General features: G+C 47.5%; 22 protein-coding genes. 14 read left to right on the plus strand and 8 right to left on the minus strand.

Going from position 1 to position 25,366, the window contains the following annotated elements; all coding sequences use genetic code 11:
* Positions 1-230: 230 nt before the first annotated feature.
* On the plus strand, positions 231-950 hold the full coding sequence (locus V4534_04305) for a hypothetical protein (GenBank protein ID MES2504082.1): 720 nt from the start codon (positions 231-233) through the stop codon (positions 948-950).
* Here V4534_04305 and V4534_04310 read toward each other — a convergent pair.
* Positions 947-3,379, minus strand: a complete 2,433-nt coding sequence (locus V4534_04310; GenBank protein ID MES2504083.1) for a DUF3516 domain-containing protein — start codon at positions 3,377-3,379, stop codon at positions 947-949. The two genes, V4534_04305 and V4534_04310, sit on opposite strands and share 4 nt — an antisense overlap.
* A gap of 42 nt (positions 3,380-3,421) precedes the next feature.
* On the opposite strand from V4534_04310, the gene V4534_04315 reads away from it, so the two are divergent.
* From V4534_04315 to rnhA, 5 genes are read left to right on the plus strand one after another with little or no spacing between them, the layout of a single operon-like run.
* Positions 3,422-4,141 (plus strand): SurA N-terminal domain-containing protein, encoded by a 720-nt coding sequence (locus tag V4534_04315; protein MES2504084.1) that lies wholly within the window; start codon positions 3,422-3,424, stop codon positions 4,139-4,141.
* A gap of 6 nt (positions 4,142-4,147) precedes the next feature.
* Positions 4,148-5,017 (plus strand): NYN domain-containing protein, encoded by an 870-nt coding sequence (locus V4534_04320; GenBank protein ID MES2504085.1) that lies wholly within the window; start codon positions 4,148-4,150, stop codon positions 5,015-5,017.
* A 53-nt stretch (positions 5,018-5,070) separates the two neighbouring features.
* Positions 5,071-6,174: a hypothetical protein gene (locus V4534_04325; protein MES2504086.1), complete on the plus strand. Its 1,104-nt coding sequence runs from the start codon at positions 5,071-5,073 to the stop codon at positions 6,172-6,174.
* Positions 6,171-7,055 (plus strand): metal ABC transporter substrate-binding protein, encoded by an 885-nt coding sequence (locus V4534_04330; GenBank protein ID MES2504087.1) that lies wholly within the window; start codon positions 6,171-6,173, stop codon positions 7,053-7,055. The genes V4534_04325 and V4534_04330 overlap by 4 nt, the downstream gene beginning before the upstream one ends.
* Positions 7,039-7,494, plus strand: a complete 456-nt coding sequence (rnhA, locus tag V4534_04335; GenBank protein MES2504088.1) for a ribonuclease HI — start codon at positions 7,039-7,041, stop codon at positions 7,492-7,494. The genes V4534_04330 and rnhA overlap by 17 nt, the downstream gene beginning before the upstream one ends.
* Here rnhA and V4534_04340 read toward each other — a convergent pair.
* Positions 7,478-8,620 (minus strand): phospholipase, encoded by a 1,143-nt coding sequence (locus V4534_04340; GenBank protein MES2504089.1) that lies wholly within the window; start codon positions 8,618-8,620, stop codon positions 7,478-7,480. The genes rnhA and V4534_04340 overlap by 17 nt on opposite strands.
* A gap of 27 nt (positions 8,621-8,647) precedes the next feature.
* Here V4534_04340 and folK point away from each other — a divergent pair, with 27 nt between their 5' ends.
* From folK to V4534_04355, 3 genes are read left to right on the plus strand one after another with little or no spacing between them, the layout of a single operon-like run.
* Entirely contained in the window at positions 8,648-9,052 is a 405-nt protein-coding gene (folK, locus tag V4534_04345; protein ID MES2504090.1) for a 2-amino-4-hydroxy-6-hydroxymethyldihydropteridine diphosphokinase, read from the plus strand.
* Positions 9,049-10,125 (plus strand): recombinase RecA, encoded by a 1,077-nt coding sequence (gene recA / locus V4534_04350; GenBank protein ID MES2504091.1) that lies wholly within the window; start codon positions 9,049-9,051, stop codon positions 10,123-10,125. Before folK ends, recA begins: the two co-directional genes overlap by 4 nt.
* A 3-nt stretch (positions 10,126-10,128) precedes the next feature.
* Entirely contained in the window at positions 10,129-10,896 is a 768-nt protein-coding gene (locus tag V4534_04355; protein MES2504092.1) for an exodeoxyribonuclease III, read from the plus strand.
* 227 nt (positions 10,897-11,123) lie between these two features.
* On the opposite strand, the gene V4534_04360 is transcribed toward V4534_04355, so the two are convergent.
* Entirely contained in the window at positions 11,124-14,930 is a 3,807-nt protein-coding gene (locus V4534_04360) for an ankyrin repeat domain-containing protein (GenBank protein ID MES2504093.1), read from the minus strand.
* A gap of 83 nt (positions 14,931-15,013) precedes the next feature.
* Here V4534_04360 and V4534_04365 point away from each other — a divergent pair, with 83 nt between their 5' ends.
* Entirely contained in the window at positions 15,014-15,181 is a 168-nt protein-coding gene (locus V4534_04365; GenBank protein MES2504094.1) for a hypothetical protein, read from the plus strand.
* Positions 15,182-15,763: 582 nt separating this feature from the next.
* Here the strand turns inward: V4534_04365 and V4534_04370 are convergent.
* The gene (locus V4534_04370; protein MES2504095.1) at positions 15,764-16,048 is read right to left on the minus strand and encodes a hypothetical protein; all 285 of its coding nucleotides are present in this window, start codon (positions 16,046-16,048) and stop codon (positions 15,764-15,766) included.
* Positions 16,049-16,472: 424 nt separating this feature from the next.
* Between V4534_04370 and V4534_04375 the strand changes: the two genes are divergently transcribed.
* Positions 16,473-16,904 (plus strand): hypothetical protein, encoded by a 432-nt coding sequence (locus tag V4534_04375; protein ID MES2504096.1) that lies wholly within the window; start codon positions 16,473-16,475, stop codon positions 16,902-16,904.
* An 863-nt stretch (positions 16,905-17,767) separates the two neighbouring features.
* Here the strand turns inward: V4534_04375 and V4534_04380 are convergent.
* Both V4534_04380 and dnaE read right to left on the minus strand, forming a co-directional pair.
* On the minus strand, positions 17,768-18,154 hold the full coding sequence (locus V4534_04380) for a hypothetical protein (GenBank protein ID MES2504097.1): 387 nt from the start codon (positions 18,152-18,154) through the stop codon (positions 17,768-17,770).
* An 87-nt stretch (positions 18,155-18,241) separates the two neighbouring features.
* Positions 18,242-21,757, minus strand: a complete 3,516-nt coding sequence (dnaE, locus tag V4534_04385; protein ID MES2504098.1) for a DNA polymerase III subunit alpha — start codon at positions 21,755-21,757, stop codon at positions 18,242-18,244.
* A gap of 26 nt (positions 21,758-21,783) precedes the next feature.
* On the opposite strand from dnaE, the gene V4534_04390 reads away from it, so the two are divergent.
* Positions 21,784-22,212 carry a hypothetical protein gene (locus V4534_04390; GenBank protein ID MES2504099.1) on the plus strand — a complete coding sequence of 143 codons (429 nt, stop codon included), beginning with the start codon at positions 21,784-21,786 and terminating at the stop codon, positions 22,210-22,212.
* Here the strand turns inward: V4534_04390 and V4534_04395 are convergent.
* A complete protein-coding gene (locus V4534_04395) occupies positions 22,180-22,770 on the minus strand; it encodes a polyphenol oxidase family protein (GenBank protein ID MES2504100.1) in 591 nt (196 codons plus the stop codon). The two genes, V4534_04390 and V4534_04395, sit on opposite strands and share 33 nt — an antisense overlap.
* On the minus strand, positions 22,764-23,339 hold the full coding sequence (locus tag V4534_04400; protein MES2504101.1) for a hypothetical protein: 576 nt from the start codon (positions 23,337-23,339) through the stop codon (positions 22,764-22,766). The genes V4534_04395 and V4534_04400 overlap by 7 nt, the downstream gene beginning before the upstream one ends.
* A gap of 97 nt (positions 23,340-23,436) precedes the next feature.
* Between V4534_04400 and V4534_04405 the strand changes: the two genes are divergently transcribed.
* Together V4534_04405 and V4534_04410 are read left to right on the plus strand one after the other, a co-directional pair.
* Positions 23,437-24,450, plus strand: coding sequence for an alpha/beta hydrolase (locus V4534_04405; GenBank protein ID MES2504102.1), 1,014 nt, complete (start codon positions 23,437-23,439; stop codon positions 24,448-24,450).
* On the plus strand, positions 24,345-25,322 hold the full coding sequence (locus V4534_04410) for a deoxyhypusine synthase family protein (GenBank protein ID MES2504103.1): 978 nt from the start codon (positions 24,345-24,347) through the stop codon (positions 25,320-25,322). Before V4534_04405 ends, V4534_04410 begins: the two co-directional genes overlap by 106 nt.
* Positions 25,323-25,366 lie beyond the last annotated feature (44 nt).

A 25,366-nucleotide genomic window follows, 5' to 3' on the forward strand; every position in this document is an offset into this window, starting at 1 on the left:
TCCCGACCATACAGCCAGCTGCCAAAATCAGCACGCCAGCTGGCGAATTTTCCTGCCTGCGCTGGGCCCATGTGGGCGCAGCAAATAGTAAAATCACGATCATTAGGCAGCTAAGAGTTTTTCCTATCATTTGAAAGGGCCAACGAAGAAAGCCTCCTATCTATTTCAGCTACCTTTGGTTGATCGCCACTCATAGATTTTGTTACTCTTCCTAAAGGAGATAAACAAAGATGTTTAAAATCATACCAGCCCTACTTCTGTTAGCCGTCATGTCTTGCAGTTCCTCAAACGAAACACCACCTTGTAAAAGCAATGCCGACTGCACCGCCATAGCCACCCCTTTCTGCAATGTGTCCAGTGGGATATGCGAAGCCCAACTTTGCCAAGGCAACCCACTCTATTTCATGGCGGACAATAGCGGTCAAAGTTACGCTGTTGGCGCGGCTCCATTCGGGACTAATGCAGTAAGCCCAAACACATCCTATGCGAGCCTTGATCAAGAATGCAGCAATCAAGCAGCTAAGTTAGGCACTAACTTTAACAAACTAACCTGGAAAGCCATCGTTTTATTGCCTGAAAACGGAAACTATTCTGCAGAAGCTGTAGTTCGAAATAATATCTTCTGGAATAACCTCGCTAACGTCCCATCAGGTCAAGCTTCAAACGCTTACAACCCGGTCGATTGTACCAAAAGCAATCTGGTTAGATCTTCCGATAAAGGTGCCGTTCCTACGAATACCTACATGTGGTTTGGCTTCAACGACTCCAAAGCAACCGTATCAACAGCGTTACCATCAGATTTTTCTTGCAACTATTTTTCATCACCATCTTATTCAAACCAGGCCACCAATATTATCAATTTACCTGCAGCAAAGAATCTCGGTTTAGTTCAGGCCGCATCCACAGTTTGCAGCACCGCGGCAAATATCCTCTGCGCAGCACAATACTAAGATCCTAATCTGTCGATCGTAAGCATAGGTCGCAGAGAATCTGTGCTTCCTTGAGCAGTGGCTTCGATATACCAATCGTTGTCATCGCTTGAATCGCATAGGGTTTGATTAATTCTAAACTGATATTCTTCTTCGCGTTTAATACGTGTGTGTATGGGTAGCCTGCTGGCAGGTGTCCACGCAATGCGTTCATGGGTGGTGTAGAAGTCTTTTAGGGCGCCTTCATAATCGAAATCGGCGATTAGTTTTGCTTCTTCGTAGTTTTTATCTGCCAAAGCTTTAACCAGGCGCTGCATGAGCGCACGTATTTCGCTGGTGAAGGCCTTTTCATCAAATATCCATAACGGCCTTTGAATGTTGATGACTTCGGCTTGTTTTGGATTGAGAAGTTCGGTCCATTCAGCGAGCAAGCTGGAGTCTGTTTGGGTGATGAGAGTTTTAAGGGCAGCGCGTAGCTCTAAGACTGGCTCGGTCTGATATTGCTCCGGGACGCTTTGGGTTAGGGTTTTGTATGTTAGTGATAGATAGCGCAGCAAGATACCTTCGCTGCGTTCTAGGCCGTAGTCTTTAATATACTCGTTGAAGGAACAAAAGCTCTCCAGCATCTCTCGGGCGATGGATTTGGGCGCAATATTCGCATCGCCCACCCAGGGATGCTTATCTTCAAAGGCATTGAAGGTGTCGTAGATAAACTCACGCAGGGGTTTTGGATGCTCGACTTTTTCCAGCTCAGCCATGCGCTCTTCGTATTCTAAACCTTCGGCGCGCATCTCGGCCATTTTCAGGTTTTTAAGTTTATCGACTTGCCGCATCAAGATTACTTTGGGGCTTTCAACGATGGATTCTACCAAGCTTAAGACGTTCAGGGCATACTCAGGATCTTCGGGCTCAAGCAGGCTGAGTGCGTGAACCAGATACAGTGCGAGCGTGTGGTGCAGTGAGAAATCTTTTTGAAGCGTTTCGTTGACCATGAGTCTCAGGCCGGAGGTTCTGTTGCGGACTTTGGAAACCAGGCCAGCGTGGACTAGGGATTTCAGAAGCTGAGCGGCTGTTTTGCGTTGCTTGGACTTGGCTTTGGGTGTCTCATGATTTTTGTCGATTAGACGGACGAGTTCTTTATAGCCGGGGTTCGCGTTGCCGGTGTGCGCCTGCAACAGAATCATAATCATGCCGTGGGTGACTCTAAACTGTGAGACCAATGGCTCTGGGGGTTGGTCGATCAGGCGCTTAAAAGTTTTGTCGTCCCAGTGGATGTAGTTCATGGTGGGCGCTGGCTTTTTGACGATCTTTTTCTTGAGCTTGGGATCTGCCCCAAAGCGGCTTTCTTGGCGTTTGTTTTCGATAACATGTTCGGGTGCCTGGCAAACCACGCTGCCGGCCTCATCAAAACCTTTGCGCCCTGCTCTGCCAGCAATCTGCTTGAAATCACGGACGCTTAGAATACCAACTTTTTCGCCGTCGAATTTGCAGAGCTTGGTAAATAGCACCGTTCGAATGGGGATGTTGACACCCACACCCAAAGTGTCAGTGCCCATGATGATTTTTAACAGGCCCGTTTGAGCGAGCTTTTCAACCAACAGGCGATATTTAGGCAAGAGGCCAGCATGGTGGAGGCCGATACCGTGCGATAGAAATCGACGAATTTCTTTGCCGAAGGGCGTATCAAAGCGAAAGCCTTCGAAATAGGTTTCGATTTTCTTTTTCTCTTCTTTGGTGGAGATGTTCACGCTCATGGCGTTTTGCGCTTGCTCGCCGCATTCACGTTGCGTGAAATTCACAACATAAACCGGGTATTTCCCCGATGAAACGAGACCAGCCAAAGTTTCGTGCATGGGCGATTCAGAATAGGTGTAGTCCAGTGGCACCGGGCGGTCATTGCTAGAGACGACGGCTGCGGTTTTGCCGGTCAGATCTTCCAAAACGCTTTTGACAAAGCTGGTATCGCCTAAAGTTGCGGACATCAGCAAAAAAGTCGATTTAGACATGGTCAGCAAGGGGATTTGCCAAGCAATACCTCGTTCCTTGTCCGAGTAATAATGAAACTCATCCATGATGACATAGTCAACATCTGCATCGGCGCTCATGCGTAGGGCGAGATTTGATAAGATCTCAGCTGTGCAACATATAATGGGTGCATCTTGGTTAACGGAAGCATCGCCGGTCATCATGCCGACATTTTCGGCGCCTAATTCTTCACATAAGGAAAAAAACTTTTCGCTCACCAGGGCTTTGATCGGGCAGGTGTAGAAAGAACGCTTGCCTTCTTCTAAGGCTTTCATGTGCATGGCCAGTGCGACCATGGATTTCCCGGAGCCTGTGGGCGTATTTAAAATGACATGATTGCCCGCCATAATCTCTAATATGGCTTCTTCTTGCGCGGGATAAAGCTCCAGATTTTTGGCGCTGATTTTATTAAAGAATCGATCCACCCTACTTCCCCTTCCTTCAAAACTAGCGTAGCCAGGGCTCTCATGTTTTGCCGTTTTGCTTTATTCTCAATTACCCTCTTAAGCTGTTTGCACGCTGAAGTCATTGACCGAGTGGTGGCAATTGTTAAAGGCGAGCCCATTCTGCAAAGCGATTTGAAGAAAAATCAAACACTCGACGATTTAATCGATGCCGAGCTGATCGAGCAGGAAGCTAAAAAACTCGGCCTCCTGCCTTCTGAATCAGAGCTGTCTCAAGCGAGCGAAAATGTTCGCAAACAAAATAGACTCACGCCACTCGCTTTTGAGGAAGCACTCAAATCTCAAGGCATGACAATAGCCAGCTATCGTGCCCAAATGCGCCAACAGATAATTAAATCAAGAATTATCCAAAATAAAATAAAAAGCCGTATTACGCCCACCACTCAAACTAGCTTTCAGGTAGAAGCCGAACAAGCAATCTTCGCCAGCAAAAAAGATGCCGAAGCTGCCATTCGAGCTAAAAAAATTGATTTCAAAAGCATTGGGACTGTATCTAAAGATGATTTACTTCCCGATATTGCGAAAGTGGTATTTTCTTTGAAAGAAGGCGAAACATCGAGGCCACTCGAGTCACCTCAAGGATTTCGTGTTTTTAAGGTCACGAAAAGAGTCGAAATCCCTCTTGAGAAAGTTGATAAGCAGCGCTACGAACAAGAAATCGAAAACGCCTATAAGCGTTATGTGACAGAATTACGGGCATCCGCCTATATTGAGAGAAAGTGAGTCGATATGAGAGTAGCACTCTTTTTTGATGGAAAGAATTTTTACTCTGGCTGGCGCGAAGCGGCCCGAGGTCGACGCATCGACTTTGCGAAACTCTCTGAATGGCTGGTGACCAAAGCCAAGGGCACCTCACTGTGGGGCGCGTACTACTACACCGCCATCGATGAAGTTGGTTCCGCTCAAAGCGACACCCAACATAAGCTTTCAGGCTTTTTAGAGATGCTGGAAACCCAGCCTGGATTTTTCGTTAATACTTTTAAACGCAAATCTGGCTCGTTAAGCTGCGCAGAATGCAGCACTGAAAATCGCTACCTGGTTGAAAAAGAAGTGGATACAACCATGGTTGCCCACATGATTAAGCTGGCTGCCACAGATTCGTATGACGTGCTGGTGCTGCTATCTGGCGATGCCGACTATGCGCCGGCGTTAGAGGCCGTGCGCGCCCTTGGCAAACAAGCTTATATCGCCAGCTGGGGCGGCACAGGCGTCAGCAAACGCATTCGGCAAGTTGCTTTCGATCATATTGATATGCTGAACGGCATTTCATCCTTTGAAAGAGAAGTGACCGACGAAGATATTTACGGCGAAGATCTGCATTTGGACGAGCCAATGACGCCTATTGCAGAAATCACGGGTGATGAAGGCATGGATGCGTTTTTAGCTGAGCTGGAACAAGCGCAAAGCAAGTTCAGTGGTGGCTATGTTGGCCTGGGGTATTTTCTGACACGTTGGCGCTCAACACATTTGGATACAACGCCAGATGTACGTAGGCGCGTGCTGGATAAGCTTTTGGCTGAAGGGTTTGTAGAAACATACAATGCGCCTGATGGTGCGTTGGCCATTAGATTGTCGGACAGAAGCACTGAGGCAGTTTAAACTGCCAGTCCCGCTTCCCAAAACATCAAAAAAGGCTATAACCACCCTCTCTTATGGTTAAAGCTATATTACTACTGGGACTTGTGTCCCTTTCTGCTTTTGGGCAATCAACAGACCCACTAATCGATCGCGTTGAGCAATTAGAAGATAAAATCAATTCGCCTCAGCAGCGTCCCAACCTCTTTAATCCTGGCATCACGGCATTTGGCAACATGCTAACTTGCGCCGGGCAAAATTGTGGCAGCATTTTCCAGCTGCGAGAAGTAGAACTAGACGTGCGCGGCAGCATCGATCCTTGGGCAGATGGCGTTATCATTATCGCAGTCGAAGGGCACGATGGCCATTTCCATGTTGACGTTGAGGAAGGCTATGCCGTTCTCAAAAAGCTTCCGATTTTGGACGACGCACCTTGGGGCTTAACGCTTAAGGCCGGCCGCTATTTGCAACCTTTTGGACGCTTTAATCAGATCCATTTACATGACCTGCCACAGATTAATCAGCCCTTGGTGATTAAAGCTTTCTTAGACGACCATGCCTTCTCGCGTGTTGGTTTTTCTGGCGAGTTTTTCATTCCAACCCCAGGTGAAAACAACTCGCTTCGCTTGAATCTCAATCTGATAAACGGCGGCGGTTTGGCATTTATCAACGTTCCCAACCCTAAATACCCTGCGGGGCTTGGTCACCTGTCCTGGTTTTGGGATTTGGCGGCAGAGCACGACCTGGAAGTCGGGCTTTCGGCTTACGTGGAACACAATCCAGCGAACCCCAATCCCATACAACTTTACGGCACAGATATTAACTATAAGTGGCGACCTTATCATTTAGGCGATAAGAAATCTTTTTTATTGGGCGGAGAGCTGTTTGTGGCCAATGGCTTTAAAGGCTTAAACAATCGCTGGCCTCTAGGTTTTTTTGTCTGGAGTCAATATCAACTTAACCAGTGGTTCTATCCTAGCGTTCGTTACAGTTACGCGCAGGGCGTCAAAAACGAGTTACTTCAAGCTGCTGGCGTTTATCTAACCTACTACACCACCGAATTTCTGCGTCTGCGAGCTGGTTACGAATATGATATTGGCAAAAACCAAAATCAGTTTTTGTTTGAGCTAAACTTTGTTCTAGGCTCCCATCCTGTCGAGCCATACTGGGTGAACCGATGATTTACTTAAAGTCTTTTATTCTTTTGGGCCTGTCACTTAATCTTTGGGCAGCACCCATCAAAATCGTAACCACCCTGCCCGTTTTGAAAAACATCACCGAAGAAATCGGTGGCGACAAAGTGTCTGTGCAGAGCTTAGCGGATCCAGGCCAGGATGCTCACTTTGTGCAACCTAAGCCGACCTTCATGAAGAAATTGCGTGAAGCGAAAATGTTCATCGAAGTGGGTCTCGATTTAGAACTTTGGGGCCAAAAAATTGTCGACAGCGCTGGCAACCCAAATGTTCAAAGAGGAAAGCCGGGCCGCGTGTTTGCCTCAGCCGGGGTTTCAACTTTGGAAACGCCAGCTATTCTCTCCCGTGAATACGGCGATGTACATCCTTACGGAAACCCTCACATCTGGCTAGATCCAGTCCTGGTCAAAAAGATGGCCAAGAATATCTGCAATGGCTTAGTCGCGGTCGATTTACCGAACAAAGCTTTCTACGAAGCCAATCTCAAAATCTTCGAAAGCAAAATCGACAAAGCTTTGGTTATTTGGGAGAAAAAAGCCAAAAGCATCGCTCAGAAAAAGCTGGTGACCTACCATCGCAGCTGGAGCTATTTTGCGAGGCGATTTGGCTTTGATGTCTTGGAACAAATCGAAGTAAAGCCAGGCATCCCGCCGACTCCTAAACACCGAGATGAAATCATGGCGCTGATTAAAGATGCCGGCGTTAAGACCATTTTGATGGAACTTTATTACGACAAGACGGCGCCTGAATACATCGCCAAGCGCACTGGCGTTAAGATTGTTCAAGTTCCTATTGACGTGGGTGCGATTCCTGAAGCAATGGATTACTTTTCTTTAATCACATACATTCTGGATAAACTTGCTGCCTAAAGTACAAATTTACGCAGACGGCTCCTGTCTGAAAAATCCTGGCCCCGGGGGCTGGGCTGCACTTTTGGTCATGGGCAACAAAGAAAAGCTCGTCTCCGGCGGCCTTACGCATTCGACCAACAACCAAATGGAACTACAAGCTGCCACTGAAGGCCTCAAAGCCCTAAAGCGCCCCTGCCAAGTAGAGCTCTACTCTGACAGTCAATATGTCATCAAAGGCATGAAGCTCTGGGTGCACAACTGGCTTAAAAACAATTGGAAAACAGCGGCCAAAAAGCCGGTGGAAAACCAAGAATTCTGGCAAAAGCTCGTTGAAGCCGCCAAAGATCACGACATTACGTGGCACTGGGTTAAAGGTCATGCTGGTCATCCTGAAAACGAGCGCGTCGATGAAGCCGCTCGCACTCAAGCGACGAAGTTTCTTACCAACGGCCTTTAAGAAGCTGCAGCTCAGCCAAAGTCGTCACCCCAGTCCAATCCGCGGTCCAGCGATAATCTCTGGTATCTGCCAAATTTACGCGCCGCATCATCTGCGCGGTCTTTTCGTTCCAATAAAACAAAGGCGCAATGTCTACACGCCCAGCCAGGCCCTGGTCATCTGCATGCGGAATCAGGCGCAGCGCTTTAGCTGAACTCACCACTTCCTGTGCGCGATAAGCCATATTAATTTCGTTCACCGAGGTTTGCAGTGCCTCTTCCATGATGCGTTTGTTCATTCGATTAGCCGGCTCAAGATGTCGCCCGTCACCAAAAGCGACCCATTTATCGCCTCGTTCATTGTGCACATGAAGGCCATCGGCGCCATCTTCATTATGCATAAAACCAGCTAACAACGAACCTACGGTCGATGGATACACCTCGTTGGCCAACTCAATGCGGGGTACGCGAATGTGGCCCGAAGCAAAGCGATCGCTCAAAAAGTGGCAAGCGAAAGCTTCCATGGCGAGGGCAAGTTCGAGCCCAGCCTGGTCACTGGTTTTACCAGCTTGAACAGCGTGATTCACAGCTAAACGATGGCCTATTTGATAGGTCGTTACTGAGTCATGACCGAAATGATCATAATTTTTTTCAGCCAGCTGCAAAAATCTGCCAGGCATGGTCCACCACAACACCCCGCAACCACCCCCGGTTAAGCAGTTCCAATTTTTCACCCTTTCTTTGCCGCCCTTATCAAACACTTCCGCAACCGGAAAGCCCGCTTCTATTTGAGGCAGCAACTTATCTAGATTCTCGTGCAGCGCGTGCACAATCTGCTTCACTTCGCCCACTGCATGCCCGGAACTCGCAAACAAATTAAATGCCGATAGAAAGCGGCCTTCTTTTTCTTTTTGATTCGCGCCTTCAGAAATAGGTGAGCCGACAATGCCGTAAAAATCACCCATGGAGACAATCTCTCCAAAGCTGAGCTTTAGGCCATTAGGCAAAGACAGCTTTTCAAGGCCGTCCGGCAGCGACACCTCATCTCCAACCAATGTATGTTCAGAGGCTTCAAACAGTAAGCGAAATTCCCCCGCTTGTGAGCCCAACGAGAATGCCATAACCAGGCTAAGAATATTTTTCAGCATGGTTAACTTATCTTCGAGGCCTCAAAAATGGCGATTTATTTCATTGGCGTAGGCACCTCGCACCCAAACGGTGCCCATTATATAGATGCAGCTTTCAAAGCACTTCAGCAGCACCCAAAGCTTCATATGCTGGCGCAAAGCCCAAACTATCCCAATCCAGCCTTTGGGGGGCAAACCTTATTTTCCTTTATAAACGCTGCCTTTAAACTAGAAACCAGCCTGCACCCCAGCGCCCTATGGTTTCTATTATTAGCCGCCGAAACAAAACTCGGGCGGGTTCGCATGGTCAAAAACGGTCCAAGAACCATTGACTTAGACATCCTTTGGACCAGTCTGGGGACCCTGCAAACGCCCTATCTAACGCTGCCTCACCCACAATTGCGCAAACGACCCTTTGCGCTTAAACCTGCGGGTGATATAGGCTTAGTATGAGCAAAAATAATATCAAAGATGAATCCCAAATCAAAGAGCGCATGAAGTCGCTTGAACTTGCAGTTTCCAGCATTGAAAAACAATTCGGCAAAGGCTCCATCATGCGTCTCGGTAGCGATGAAGCATTGGTAGCAGACACCGAAACCATTTCTACAGGCTCATTAGGCCTGGATATGGCGCTTGGCGTCGGTGGCTATCCAAAGGGCCGCGTTATTGAAATCTACGGACCTGAATCCAGTGGTAAAACCACGTTGACACTGCACGCAATTGCAGAAGTTCAGAAAAAAGGCGGCACCGCAGCATTTATCGATGCAGAACACGCACTCGACGTGAACTACGCACGTAAACTCGGCGTACGCACCGAAGACCTACTTATCTCTCAACCTGACACCGGTGAGCAAGCGCTTGAAATCGCTGACATGCTCGTTCGTTCTGGCGCTGTGGACTTGGTTGTTGTCGACTCCGTGGCAGCTTTGGTTCCTAAAGCTGAAATCGAAGGCGAAATGGGCGATTCACATATGGGTCTACAAGCTCGTTTGATGAGCCAAGCCTTGCGTAAACTAACCGGTACGATTTCAAGAAGCGGCACCACGATCATCTTTATTAACCAATTGCGTATGAAGATTGGCGTGATGTTCGGCAGCCCAGAAACCACCACCGGTGGTAACGCATTGAAGTTCTACGCTTCAGTCCGTTTGGATATCCGCCGCATCGGCGCCATCAAAAATGGCGAGCAAATGATCGGTAACAGAACCCGCGTCAAAGTCGTCAAAAACAAAGTGGCCCCGCCGTTTAGAGAAGTTGAATTCGACATCTTGTACGGACAAGGCATCTTGAAAGAAGGCGAAATCATCGATCTTGGCGTTGATCTAAACATCATCGACAAGAGCGGTTCATGGCTTTCTTATGGCGGTCAAAAAATCGGCCAAGGCAGAGACAATGCACGCGCTTATTTCGCAGAAAATCCAGCCATGTTGGCCGAGATCGAAGCCAAAATCCGCGCTCAACACGTGACAGCCAATACACCTAAGCCAAAAGCAAACGGTGCTGGCCCTGTAGAAGCTTTGGCGTAAAGCATGCGTATCTATTCTTGGAACGTGAATGGCATCAGAGCCGCGACCAAAAACGGCTTCGCCGAATGGCTAAACACCTGCGGCGGAGATATCATTGGCCTCCAAGAAGTACGCGCTTTCCCCGAACAAATCCCTGCTCATGTGCGAGAAGTACCTGGTTACTTCTCGCATTTTTCCGCAGCCAAAAAACCTGGCTACAGCGGTGTTGGTTTATACACCAAACAAAAACCAGACCTCATTGAAACCTCTTTAGGCGTAGAAGAATTCGACAACGAAGGCCGAGTTCAAATTGCCCATTTCCCCGAATTTATCATAGCCAATATTTACTTCCCGAACGGCCAAGGCAAAAACAACGACAACAGCCGCATCCCGTTCAAAATTGCTTTCTATCAAAAACTTTTCGAAAAGCTCGATGCCTTAAATCAAGCTGGCAAAAAGATTTTCGTCATGGGCGATTACAACACCGCCCACCGTTCAATCGACATCGCCAGACCCAAGCAAAACGAAGGCACCAGCGGCTTCACCGCAGAAGAGCGCGCCGAATTTGACAGAGTTCTAGCCCTAGGCTGGACCGACACCTTCAGACATTTTTCGTCGGAGCCAAACCAATACTCATGGTGGAGCCAACGCGCCGGCGCCAGAACCAGAAACGTAGGCTGGAGAATCGACTACGTGCTAGCGTCCAAAGCGGCGATGTCGCTCGTCAAAGGCGCGTTCATTCATCCGCATATCTTAGGTTCCGACCACTGCCCCGTCGGCATCGACCTTTAACGCACCAATGTCATTCCGGGCGCAGACCCGGGATCCAGGCACAAGCCCTAAAGCGGCTGTAAATATGCGTCGTCCCTACATATTGACAGTTTCTGTCCCTCAAATAGGCTCAGTCCTGTGCGTTATTTTTAATACTTTTATGTCTAACTCTCAATGCTTCTACCACACCAAACACAGAGCCATTTATGAGTAGGAAGCCAGTGCCTTACTAGCCTCCAGCATCAAGCTTATCTAAAATTTAACCATTCAGAAATCGCTTTATGTCTATCGCTGCCTGGCTCAGCCATAGATAGTTCAGACTTTCGCTGCTCAATCCACCGCTGGACCAAGGGAGGAAATGATAAACCAGCATAGACTCCACTATATACTTTTGGTTTAAACACCCGAAGCCCTAAAAGGACACATATTACACCGTCCTTCGTCGGAAAACCACTGCCATCTAGAACCGCCTCCATAAATTGCTCAATTTCTTCATCTTTCTCTTTTAATAGTGTTTCATATTGAGCAAATTCTGCGTCGGTCATCTCACCACGAGTAGATCGCCTCTCTAAAGCCAAAAGCGCCTTATTTTCTGCCTCTGTTAGCTGCAGTGCTAAAACTTCTACAACTTGAGAGCGGTGTGCCAACTCTTTCATCTTTGCTAGCTCCTCACCGGATTTTTCATCTCTAGCAAACAATAATTCCAATTCATCCTCTTCTGACTTGGTCAAAGGCCGTTTTAATGATTCAGGAAAATCTTCGTTTTTGTTAACTCCGGCCCGTTGTTTGACTTGGCTGACTTGTTGTCTACGATCGGTTAACGATCGAAGTCTATCTTGCTCTTCAGCAGAAAACCTAATTTTTGCTTTTAAGAGAGAAAGTTCATTCGCCTTACTAAACCTAGGTGCCATATCCGCCAATAACTCCGGAATCACACTCGGCGCAATCTCTGACGGATTTCTTGCACTTGCATATAAGCGCTCGGCGATAGTCCGAGAGTTATAATTTTCTTCAAAGTCTTTTTTAAACTGTGCTGAATCTACACTACCACCCAAGGGGTCAGGATAATTAGCGCCGGGCAAAGCAACACCATAGGATTCTCCCAATTCCTTCATATAAGCGTTATAAGTATGCACATTGCCGTCAGGTAAAGCCTTCTGAAATGCATGTACTCGCTGCTCATAAAGCAAATTTTGGACTTTAGAATGAGCGCCAGACAAGTTGTTGCCCGTTTCAGGATCCAATAATGCCAATGCAATGCCAGTCTCTTGAAAGCGCCTAGTACCACAATAAAGGGTTCCTTCGAATAAATTAATTAAAGCGGCTTGTTTTAAACTGTGCTCAATTTTTTCATCATGTAATAGCACCATGATACGCTGCAATCGATTAAACATTACATCATAGAAACGATTAAACTCCTCCGGTGCAGTATCTCGATTTGGGGCACCGGGGATTGGCATTCTATCACTAACACTTTGCAAGAATGGCCAAACGCCACCCGTATACCAATCATTTACGGCCGCTCCAGCGAAAAATTGTTGGATGGTGAAGCTCATGTTAGGTACATCAGGTAACGTAATGACCTCATCGGAGTCTGGGAAAATATTTGAAACTAAAGCGTGAACACTTTCACGGATACCAAAATCCTTTTCACCCATTCCAACTTTAGCTCTTTCCTCCGTTGTCAGAGGCTTCAGTTCCAAGGGTTCAGGCGCAATAAAACTTTGCTCGTTAGTTCTAATAAAAGGCCACAAAGAAAGCTTAGCGCCTTTTTCAACCAATATTTTGACCAAATCCCGGCGTGCGCGAATAGTAGCAACTTGAAGCAGTGATAAACCAGGATAGTATCTATGGGTGGACGGAAAAGCTTGGTTCAGATCGACACCTTTACCAGCCAATACTCCGACCAAATCCCAATCTAACAATTGAGCAGCAATTTGAACCAGCGATAAACCGGGATAGTCACGATGGGTGGACGGAAAAGTTTGGTTCGGATTGGCGACCTTATCTACCAAATGTATGGCTAAATCCCATTTGGATGATTGAGCAGCAACCTGAAGCAGTGATAAACCAGGATAGTATCTATGGGTGGATGGAAAAGTGTGGTTCGGATCGGCGCCTTTATCAACCAATACCTTGACCAAATTGAATTCTTTTAGCTCAACAACAACCTCGAGCAGTGATAAACCAGGATAATATATATGGGTGGATGGAAAAGCTTGGTTCAGGTCGGCGCCTTTATCAATTAATAATTTGACCAAATCCCAGTTAGACTGCTGGGCAGCAACCTGAAGCAGCGATAAACCAGGATAGGCTCTATGGGTGGATGGAAAAGGCTGGTTTAGGTCGGCGCCATTATCCAGCAATGCTTTGACCAAATCCCAGTTTGACGACTGGGTAGCAACTTGAAGCAGTGATAAATCGAGATAAGCACTAAGGGTGGATGGAAAATTTTGGTTCGGATTGGCGCCTTTTTCCAGCAAATCTATAACCAAATCCAATTTGTCAATCAAAGCTGCGGCTTGAAGCAGCGATAGATTTGAAAATTTTTTACTTGTTGATGGAAAAGTCTGGTTCGGATCAGCGCCTTTATCCAGCAACTCGCTGACCAAATCCCAATTTGACCACTGAGCAGCAACTTGGAGCAGCGATAAACCGAGATAGTCGGCGCCTTTAGCCAACAATGCTTCAACCAAATCCCATTTACCTGCCGTAGCAGCCGCTTGAACCAGCGATAAACCGGGATAGTCACGATGGGTGGACGGAAAAGTTTGGTTCGGATTGGCACCTTTATCCAGCAAATCTTGGATCAAACCCCTGTCTGTTCGCTGAATAGCAATCTGAAGCAGTGATAAACCAGGATAGTCCGGATGAGTCGACGGAAAAGTCTGGTTCGGATCGGCGCCACTATTTAGCAATTCTCTGACCAAATCGAAGTCAAAGGATTCAAATGCGCGAAAGACTTGGGGGTTAATTTTAGACTCTTTGACTACCTGTACCGAGCGCATCAACGATGAAAGACAACCTTCAACAGACCTAAAGTCAGGCTTCAACAAAAGATTTTTAACTAAACGCAATTTAGAGCTACTAGCCTGTCTATCATATACCTTTTTGAAGGTTTGGTGGATTTCCGTTAACTGCTTCAGATTTAAGGTAGACAACGATTCATGTGAAGCATCTTTTGAAAGGTAGATTCTCTGCAATCTTTCTAACAAAACTTCTGGGGCTAAAATTAAAGGCGTCAAATGCTCTGATAACTTTCCCGGCTTGGTCAACAGGTCATGCACCGATGGTTCTACCGCAACTACGTGCTCAACAGTAGAATCACTCAAATCCTGGCTTGTTGATTGGGGTGCCTCATTGCCCTCTAACCTCTCAGCTGCCACTTCATGATGGCGACCTACTCTATCCATTACAACAGAGTATGAAAAAGTCTGGCTCGGATCAACTCCCTTATCAACTAATGCTTTGACCAAATCCCATTTTTGCAGCTGAGCAGCTTGATGTTCTGGGCGAATTTCGTCTGGTGGGACAACGTTAGGCTCAGCTGCCGTCGGAGCAGTTGGATCCTCTCTCATAGGATTATTCTCCGTCTGCACCATGACACCAGACAGTTGGTTAAAGACGTTCCATTGAAAGAATCGTTTTATTGCCGTTCCGAAATGCCAAATATAGTAGGAATATGAGACTAATTGTTTTCCTCGTAGGTGCCCTTCGTTAGTGCTTTGGGTATTGTTCAAGCTTCCTAGAACAACTGACTCCAAAGCTTCTTGTGGTGTTTGCCATAGAGGGCTGAGCGTTTCGGAGAGTTGATAAATGAGCAACGGTTGCGCTACGAAAGTGTAGCAAGCTGACGATTCAATCCTAGGCACTCGCGACCGGATAGCTTGATGGCCTATCGTGGCAGTGACAATGCTTAACGCCTGCCCAACCGCGCCAGTGATAAAAGCAATGTAATATGGAAAACGCGATTCTTCAGCCTCTGAAGCCGGTTCAGTGCTTGGTACGGTAGAAGCATTAAGAGCTAGACATAAAAATATTAATAAATAACGCACAGAGTTGTGTCCTACTTTAGGAATAGAAACTGGCAATAGGCTGGAAGCCTTCTGGTATAGTGGTAGGAACGGAGAATCATCCCATGAGAGACAGCCCGATTGGTGCGCCGGTAGCGCGGCTAGACGTTATCCAACCAGACGAAGTTCACCGAGAAGCTGGATTCCAGATCGAAGCTCTTTCGATTCCACGTCTGCTCCGCCTGCAGCCCACTTTGCTCAGCCAGATCTCTACTTTGCAAAGCAGGACTTGATTTAAATCCAATCCTGCACCATGGGTTAGATTCGCGTGCCTTTGCTTTGGTTGAAACAGCTATTAAGGGCGGTGCTCAACCTCTTTCAAAAGATGCATCAGGACGCACGGCAATGGAGAAAGCTAAATCATTACCCGCTGAAACCAAATTCACTGAACCTCATATGACTATGACCGAGTATTTAAAGCAGTACTCCCAAAGACCTGTCAAGCCACCTCATACGGAGCCATTTATGACCAGGAAGCCAGTGCCGTATTAGTCAGTCTTAAGCGGACATATCGCTCCTTCGAGGCTCCATGGGAGGGGCACGTTCTTACCCAGGCCGGCGTGAGCACTCGTCCGAACAGCTAAAAATAAAGCCAGAACTACAATCAGCTTATTAAACGTAGTCCGTCGGTATTAAAGAAAAAACGCCCCTGCAATCCCCAGCAACCACACCTGTGCAAAGGTGCCAGGCGCTCATCTTCAACGGGGATCTTATATCGCCCCTTCAGGGCTCTTTAGGAGGGGGACGGTGCCTACCCAGGCCGCCATAGATCCTAGATATGCTGTACCGCCGAGCGATTAGTATGGCTCACCTATCTAGGGTCGCCCCAACAGTTGTATCACTCCAAACACGGTGTTGGTAACCAAAGTAGTAACACCTAGCGCCGTTATCAGTGGAAACAGGATGGCATTGTGTGAATAGCCCGCTAATCTTGCTGCCATATATCCGCCTGCGGTCATCATCGTTATCCTTCCGTAATCAGTCTCAGCGCGAGATACCGATGGCGAGGTTAACATCAATGCTAAAACCGAAAAGCACAAATATTTTTTAAAGTTCGCTGGCAAATACATGGTAGCTACAACAGCTACACCAAGGGACATAATCCCTTTAAGAACGCATCGCCCCTTCAGGGCTCCTTACGAGGGGGAAGGCGCCTACCCAGGCCGGCGTGAGCGAAGCTCACTCTGACCTGGGCTATATTCTTTGAGCCTTGCAGGCTCAAAACCTAAATATAAACTGCATTAACTTTTTTGCCCGAAGGGCGATAAGTCCTCTAGCCCAGGTCAGAGTGAGCTTCGCTCACGCCGGCCTGGGTACAAACGCCCCCACCCATTTGGAGCCCTGAAAGGGGCGGTAAGGCCGCAGGGCCACCACAGGTACTAGAAACCTCGGCCGTCTCTTGCGTACAAAATATAGCGCCTGTGAGTGTAGGCCAATTCCGCACAAAGCTATAGACGAGGTTGCCGCTATCAGTTTCCTGGTTTCAGCATCATAAGAGGCAAACAAATTGACAAGGCAAAATTTATGGAAGGAGTGCAAGCTTGCCTAATAGCAAGAATAAACCTGAGTAAGGTCCTCGCAGAAATTGCAACAACCTCAGGGAGCGTTCTTCGTCCTGAGTGGAGCCATTTGGCGTTGGAGCAACAGACTCAACTGGCCCATGTTCCCAAAGTGCTAGCTGTAACGGCCTCGATAGGACAGTCCCTTCCAGAACAGGCACACGCATATAATATGGCAGCGCGGCTTACAAATGCTTTTTTCGTTGGCTCGGCTTTAGATCTTTTACATGATGAACAATTTGACCCACTTCCGGCGAATTCTCTCTTTTCGGACAATACTTACGAAGAGGTGTGTCGAACTCTATCGGAGGTAGGTTCAGCGATATGGGCTGATAGTCCTATGCTCTCTTTCAATCGGGTGGTGGCTGCGGTAAAAAATGCTAGAAATAAGGTGTAACGAGCCGGCGCTTGAAACTATGGATTGTCAGATTCCGGTCGTGGACGAGATTAAAAGATTGCAGATCTTGGTCTATCAGCTACCCCATGGAGCGATAAGACAAGCAACGGCGCTCAGGTTAAGAGACTTACAGGACAAATTGAGGAACTTAAAAGAACCACTGTATGCCTTAGATTAAAGGGATTAGTTTTATGGGTCGCTAGCGATTTACCCAACTTCTTCCTATATCGTAAATTATGACGATGGCAGGGGGCGCATAGGCAAGGGTCACCCCAGTCGCAAACACTGGCAACCACCAACTCCGCGGGGACGTATATTTATTAAGGCGAACTCCCTGTATTTCAAGCAAGCGGGTTTTATCGCCACAAAATCTGCGCGGTACAGATTCCAACGGGCAAGTACTTTCGAAGTTGGTACAATTCGACATCAACACAGTAGAGTTACCTTGCAAATGCAAACAACAATGCAGAAAAGAGCCGTCGCACTCTTCTCTTTGGCCCCTTTCGAATCCCATAACCTGAGCAAGAGTATACATACAAACGCCAACCGATGAACTCGCAATAACCCCAGCCCAGATCTTCCAGTCCAATGGTTTCCGCGTGGTGGCTGCTTGTGCGTGAACGGACAACAACAAAACAATGATCAAAGCCAGTTGATGAAACATGCCTGGTCGATATAAAGCTAAGGGCGCTTGCGCAATCCCCAAAATTTATTGCTTGGAGCGGACTTATCGCTAGATGCTGGTGGAGGGGGCGTTCTTACATAGGCCGACGTTCGCTTCGCTCTCTCTGACCTGGGTACAAACGAGCCTGCCCACGAAAGAGCCCTGAAAGGGCGGTAAGACCATATCGCCGCCATAGGTATTAGATATGCTGTACCGCAGGCTGGCTAGTAGTTGTTTGCCTACCGGCATATAAACTTATCACCGTCATGATTAGGCCCGATCCAGCCATACTCGGACCAACAATTAAAATCCAGAAACTACCTTTGTCTATGCCTTTTTGTTTCAAAGGGCCTTTGAAATCCGAAGTGGTATTCGATTTACAAATGTTTGCACCTTTCCCTAGATTAATCAGTTGGGTGTAATTCGACTGCGAATCGCAATAGATAAAGTCGTCCGTTTCTTGTGTACGAAGTATAGCGCCTGCGATTGTTAGGCCAATTCCGCATAAACCTATCAACGAGGTTGCGACCAACTCCTTCTTGGTTTCGGCATCATAAGAGGCAGAGGCAAACGGAGTAACGATCATCAGACAAAAAACTAAGCAATGTTTTTTATAGTTCGCTTGAAGATACATGGTGGCCACAACAACTAGACCCCGGCGCCTAATCCGCTTCTAAACACTCGTCCGAACAGCCTTCTTCACGCCACTGAGATTTTCCAGTTGAGCCAAAAAGGTATCCGACGCTTCCACGCGGATATGGTCGCCGCATATCATATAGGTATTGAACCCTTCCGGGTGCTCAAAAATAAGCCTCATCGGCTTTTGACCGCGATGTTGCTCGCACAAAGTTTGTACCGCTTTAAGCAAGTCGGATGCATCGGAAGTAAGCGTTATATCTACAAAGCGTGTCTTTTCTTCCTGAGCCTTAGAAAGCATGGTCACGCTTTCAAGGCGCATCTTGGGCATGCCAACGTGGCCGTCATCGTCGATATCATCGATTAAGATTCGACCCTTAATTAAGAGAGGCTCTTTACTTTTAAGCAAGGCTTCATGCTCTGCGTAGGATTTATTGAACGCCAAGACTTCCACGCGCCCGAAGTTATCTTCTAAAGTCACCACGGCCCAGCGGCCCTCGCCGCTTTTGAGGACGCGTTCTTTTAGCTCGGCCACGATGCCCATGACTTGAACGGACTCTAAATGCTTCGCACTGGTGAGTTGCGCTGTAGCTAACACTCCTAGGCGTTTGGCTTCAGATTGGTACCGATCTAAAGGATGGCCCGACAAATAAAAGCCTAAAGTTTCGCGCTCGAAGTTGAGCTTTTCTTTCTCAGGCCATTCTTTGCATGACTCGTAGACTTCGGTGCTTTCGGTTTCTAAGGCGCCGAACAAAGATGTCTGACCACGCTCTTTGTCTTTTTGGGATTTCTGTGCGGAGGCAATCGCTTTTTCCACGGCTAAAAATAGCTGCTTTCTGGGCCTGCCGAAGCCATCGAAGCCGCCCGATTTGGTCAGGGCTTCTAAAACCTTCTTGTTAATCTTTTGTAGAGGCACTTGCTCGCACATTTGAAAGAGATTTTTGAACGGGCCATCTTTTTGGCGCGTTTCTAAAATCACCTCCAACGCGGCATCGCCCAAACCTTTGATCGCTTCCAAGCCGAATCGAATGCGGCCTTCATCGACAGTGAATTTTCTCGACGAGGCGTTAATATCAGGCGGCAAAACTTCGATACCGGAGCTTCTAGCTTCTTGGATATACTTCACCACATCGCCTGTGGAATCAGAAGAGGTGGTGAGCAGCGCTGCCATGAACTCAACCGGGAAGTAGCATTTCAAATAGGCTGTCTGATAAGTAATCATCGCATAGGCAGCAGCATGGCTCTTGTTGAAGCCGTAACCAGCGAACTTCTCGATCGAATCGAAAATACCAGCCGCTTGGTCACCATCCACGCCGTTTTTCTGAGCACCAGAGATGAAATCTGCGCGCTGCTTTTGCATCTCCTCGAATTTCTTCTTACCCATCGCGCGTCTGAGTAAATCTGCGGTGCCTAAACTATAGCCGGCTAAAACCTGAGCGGCCAATAAGACTTGCTCTTGGTAAACGAAAGTTCCGTAAGTTGGTTTTAGAATCGCTTCCAACGATGGATGCGGATAGATAACTTTTTTACGGCCGTGCTTTCTATCAACGAAATCATCTACCATCCCGGACTGCATCGGTCCTGGTCGATAGAGAGCGCCTGCAGCAATAATATCTTCGAAACAGTCAGGCTTTAGCCTTCGACACAAATCTTGAAAACCGCCGGATTCTACCTGGAACACGCCCAGCGTGTCACCAGAGGCAATTAGTTCGTAGACTTTTTTGGACTCAGGCGCGTTGGGCGATAAAAGCTCAACGTTTAATTCAGGCTTGCCTTCTCGTCTTAATCGCTCGTTAACCAGATCCTCGGCATGGGTGATAACATCGAGTGTCTTAAGCCCCAAAAAGTCGAACTTAACGAGACCTGCATATTCGACTTTGTCTTTGTCGAACTGAGTAATAAATTCGCCATGCTGACCTTGGAAAATCGGCACGTACTCAACCAGCGGTTTATCGCCAATGACAATGCCGGCGGCATGCATACCTACCTGGCGGTACAAGCCTTCCAAGACTCGAGCAGTATCCAAAATACGCTGGTAAACCGGATCTTGGCGCGCTTTCTCTTTAAGCTTCGGCGCATATTCAAGCGCTTCATCTAAATCAGGTTTTTGACCGTCAATGAGGAGCGGCATCGGTTTGGTCAGTTCGTTGATTTCCGAAAATGGAATACCCAGCGTTCTGGCAACGTCTTTCACCGCGCTTTTGGGATTGAGGCCCGAATACGTCGCAATCTGACCGACGTGGTCTTTGCCATAGCGATCGGTTACATATTGAATCACTTCGCCGCGGCGCTCTTGCATGAAATCGATGTCGAAGTCGGGCATGGAAACTCGCTCTGGATTCAAAAAGCGTTCAAAGAGCAAATTATAAGGAATCGGATCTATGTCCGTAATGCGCACAGCATAAGCCACCAAACTTCCAGCACCTGAACCTCGGCCGGGACCCACACGAATACGACCATCTTTAGCCCAGTTAATAAAGTCCTGAACAATGAGAAAGTAGCCAGAAAATCCCATGCGGATAATAACATCCAACTCAAGATTAAGCCTGGCCAAATATTGATCTTGATCGACTGGATACGGGAACTCTTTAAAACGGCGCAATAACCCTTGAACCGCTAAATGCCTTAAAAAATCGGCTTCATCTTGATGGCCTTGAGGAATTGGAAAGCTCGGCAAAAAAGTTTTGCCCAGTTTCATGTCTACTTTGCAGCGAGCGCCTACTTCACAGGCGGTTTCGAACGCTTTGGCGAAATCGGACTTCAATAAATCCCACATTTCCTGGCCAGAACGGATGTAGAACGCATCAGTCTCGTGCTTGTGAAGGGTTGGATCGTCCCAGGCTTTTTGTTGGCGGATGGCCATCAAAATATTTTGGGCATCATGCTCTTCCCGGTTCACATAATGGCAGTCGTTGGTGGCGATGAGCCTAAGGCCCTCGCTGGTTGCCATTTCGGCCAAATGGGCATTCACGCGATTTTGAATATCGATGCCATTGGGCTGGACTTCCAAGAAAAAGTGGTCCGGCCCGTAAATCCGCTTGAACTCGCGAACGGCTTCCCGCGCGCCATCCAAGTCTTCTTTGGCACACTTTTTGCCTACTTCACCGCCCAAGCAGGCGGTGGAGGCAATAATGCCTTCGCGATGCTCGTAAAGCAGATCTTTGTCGACTCGAGGGTAAAAATACTTACCTTCGCAGAAGGCTTTGGAAGATAATTTTCGTAGGTTGTCGTAGCCGATATCGCTCTCAGCCAGCAGCACCAAATGGAAGTTCTCACGAACTTTATCGGTGTATTTTGCCTTGCCCGTTACATAGGCTTCCATACCCATGATCGGTTTGATCCCAGCAGCACGCGCTTGATTGTAGAAATCTAAAGCACCAAACATGTTGCCGTGGTCAGTCACAGCGACTTGTTTCATGCCAAGCTCGCTCACTTTTTTGACCAAATCTTTAATACGGATCGCACCATCTAGAAACGAATACTGAGTATGCAAATGCAAATGTGCGAAATCGTTGACTGACATGAAGGAGTTCAGCTTGCCAAACTTAGGCATCTATTGCAAACTGGTACGGTCGATTTATGGCAGCAATTATTTTATCCATAATTTTCCCTGGCTTAGGCAACCTGAGCCAAGGTGATAAGCCGGGCGGGCTCGCTTTAATGAGCGCGGCTTTGGGCTTGATCCTCTTATGCATGTGGGACCTTTCATGGTTCACCACCATTTTCGTGGTTTTAGCTTATTTCAGTCTAATTTGGCATTCGGTCAGAGATATGCAAAAAGGTACGCGCCATACCGAATCCATTCAATATGTTTTAGGACTCTCTGCCGTAGTCGGGCCCTTTGCGTTGCCGCTTTTATGGCAAAATCGCAGCATTCACACACGGGCTAAAAAGATTTGGACCGCAGTTATTCTGTTCATTACTGTCCTACTCGTGCTGGGCATGATTTACGTAGATCCCATGATAGAGCGAACTTTACAGACTTACCAAAGAATACTGACGACCTAAATCGCCGCGTCTATTTGAAAAGTAAGACTTCGGCTCCGAAAGGGTGCAGTTTTCTGAGACTTCGATGTTGACCACGCCAGCTTCTTCTAGTTGAGATCTAATCAGCCCTTTTAAATCCAAATACGAACGGTCCCCCACGCCAGACTTCAGAAACTTTTCCGAAACTTGGCTAGCCACTTCAGGGCCAATCTCGAATCGATCAAAGCTCAAGCAAGGGCCGATTTGAGCATGAAAATCTGCCATAGACAGGCCCGTTTCGCGCCTCACTTCTGAAAGCGTCTTACCAACAATATTGGCAACAACACCTTTCCAGCCCGCATGAATCGCTACTGCGCACTGCCCATCTTTGTGCCACAAAAGCACCGGGCCGCAATCAGCGGTTTTGACAGCTAATAAAACATCCGCATCCGTTGTCCAAAGAGCATCTGCCTCAGTGCCGGCAATCATGGCCTGAGAATCGCTCGCGTGGACACGCAGGGCATGCGTTCCATGAACCTGTTTGGCTAAATAAGCATTTTCCGGCAACAGTTCGAATCGATTTTGAAACTTGGTTAGCATAAGCGTCTTTCAAGCTCCGACAGCAAGTTGCCGCTGATTTGCATATCGCCTAAACGTAAATCAATCAGCTGAAAGCCGCGCACACAAGATAGGACTTCAATGCCCCCGCGAAGAAGGCCGAATACTCTAAGCGCCTCGCCTAAATTTCCACACTGCGGCATAGAAGCCTGCATCTCAAAAGAGCCTGGTTGGTCCCAATTTCTGAGTGATATAAATTTCAGACCAACGCCCTTGCAAACTTCAGCGACACAGTCGGTGAACTCCGAAAAAATGGTCATGATTTTAAGCGAAGCCGTGCCCATTTCATAAACTGGCATTTGGGTGGAGTCATCGCGTTTTAGAGAAAAAGTAAACGAGCGCGCCGATCCGAACATAGCTTGCGATTTCTCTTCTTGTAGCCTTTGCCAAGTGTGATCAAGCTGATTCCTGGGAACGGAAAACACCATGGGGCCAGGGAGCGCGGATACGGCCAGCACTTCTCCTAGCTGCACCCAATCTTGCTCTTCGGTGCCATACCAAGATTTAAGATCATGAGAACTTTGGAAACCGACCCATAATGGAAGTGCCATAAGTTCTAAACTTCACCTTTTAGTGGGCCAAAATCAAGTGCAGGGAGCAATATACTTGCTTGACAATAGTAGGTTAAAACACGAATAGGGGTTCATCTTGAAACGCAAATGCAGTTTAGAGCTTCAAAGCAAAGTGACAGCGAAAGACGGAACGCAATTATTCGTCCGAGTAATTCAGCAACCGTCTGCCATGGGTCGGATTCCTTTGATTTTGAACGACGGCCTAGGCTGTGATGGTTTTGCGTGGAAATATTTTATCGACTACTTTCAGCACCAACACCCAATTATTCATTGGCATTACCGAGGGCATGGGCATTCGGATGTGCCGGAAGATTTGAACTCCATTAATATTGAACAATTGGCTGCGGACAGTATCACGATTCTAGACGACTTAGGGATCCAAAGGGCCATTCTCTGTGGGCATTCCATGGGTGTGCAAGTCGCACTGGAAACTTTCAATTTGCAACCCCATCGTTTCGAAGCGATGGTATTGCTATGTGGCAGCTACGAGCATCCGCTAGAGACATGGCATGGACCGGCGAGAAGAGATGCGTCCCCTACCCTCATGAACCGGGCCATGAAATCGATTTTTCCAGCGGTTTATCAAAAGACTCAGCAACATAAAACACTGTTGCAGCCTCTATGGTCTATCCTGATGAACACGGATATTCCCTATCGCTTTGCAATGCTTTCCGAAGTGAATCGGCATCTGATCAAAAAAGAAGATTTTACACCCTATTTTGAGCATCTTAGCGGCATGCAGGCGCATGTTTTCATGCAAACACTGAAAGCTTATTCGGAGCACAGTGGCCGTCATATTTTAGATAAGATTGATAAGCCGGCTTTAATTATTTGCGGGGGTAAAGACACTTTCTCACCTCATTGGGTATCTTTGGAAATGCATCACGCGATTGACAATAGTGAGCTATTGTTTATTCCAGACGGCACGCATTGTGCTCCGATCGAGCACCCCGAACTTATCCAACTTAGAATCGAGAAATTTTTATGGCCACATCTTATGCAAGCGTTAAACAGTTCATGCAGGAACACTACCGACACTTCAACGCACGAACATGCGTCGAGGCGGCTGAGAGCTACTGCGAACAGCTAAAATTAGGCAATAAAATGCTGGTGACGCTTGCCGGCGCCATGAGCACAGCCGAACTGGGCATTTCGCTTGCTGAAATGATTCGTCAAGACAAAGTCCACGCGATTTGCTGCACCGGCGCAAATCTCGAAGAAGACGTCTTTAACCTGGTCGCGCACAACTCCTACGAGCACATCCAAAACTGGCGCGCACTCACAGCCGAGCAAGAGATGGCGCTCGCTGACAGAGGCTTAAACCGCGTCACGGACACCTGCATCCCGGAAGAAGAAGCGCTTAGAGCCATCGAGCATGTGATTTTGAAATACTGGCAGCAAGCTGACGGCGCAAAAACGCCTAAGTTCGCCTACGAATTCATGTATGAAATGCTGCTATCAGGCGACTTAGAAAGCTCCTACCAAATCGACCCAAAAAACTCTTGGCTATTGGCTGCAGCTAAAAAAAACCTACCAATCTTCACTCCAGGCATCGAAGATTCGACTTTGGGCAACATCTTTGTCTCCAACTATATCCAAGGTAATCTCAAAAGCCTAGACACCCTTAAAAGCGGCATGCATCAAATGCATAAGCTTATTGGTTGGTATCAAGAGTCCACCCAAACAAACAGCATCGGCTTCTTCCAAATCGGCGGCGGCATCGCAGGCGACTTCCCAATTTGCGTCGTACCCTTGTTAAGCCAAGATCTTGGCTTAGATGTCAAATTATGGAGCTATTTCTGTCAAATCAGCGATAGCACCACCTCCTACGGATCTTATAGCGGTGCTGTCCCCAATGAAAAAATCTCCTGGGGCAAGCTGGATGGCGATTCCCCGAAGTTCATCATTGAATCAGACGCCACGATTGTTGCGCCGTTGATTTTTAGTTATATTCTGGCCTAGGCTAAAAAGCAGACCGCAATTTCTTTACAAATACCAAGCCGGCA

This window comes from Myxococcota bacterium, assembly GCA_040387835.1.
Taxonomy (GTDB): domain Bacteria; phylum Myxococcota; class UBA727; order UBA727; family JABDBI01; genus JAZKCZ01.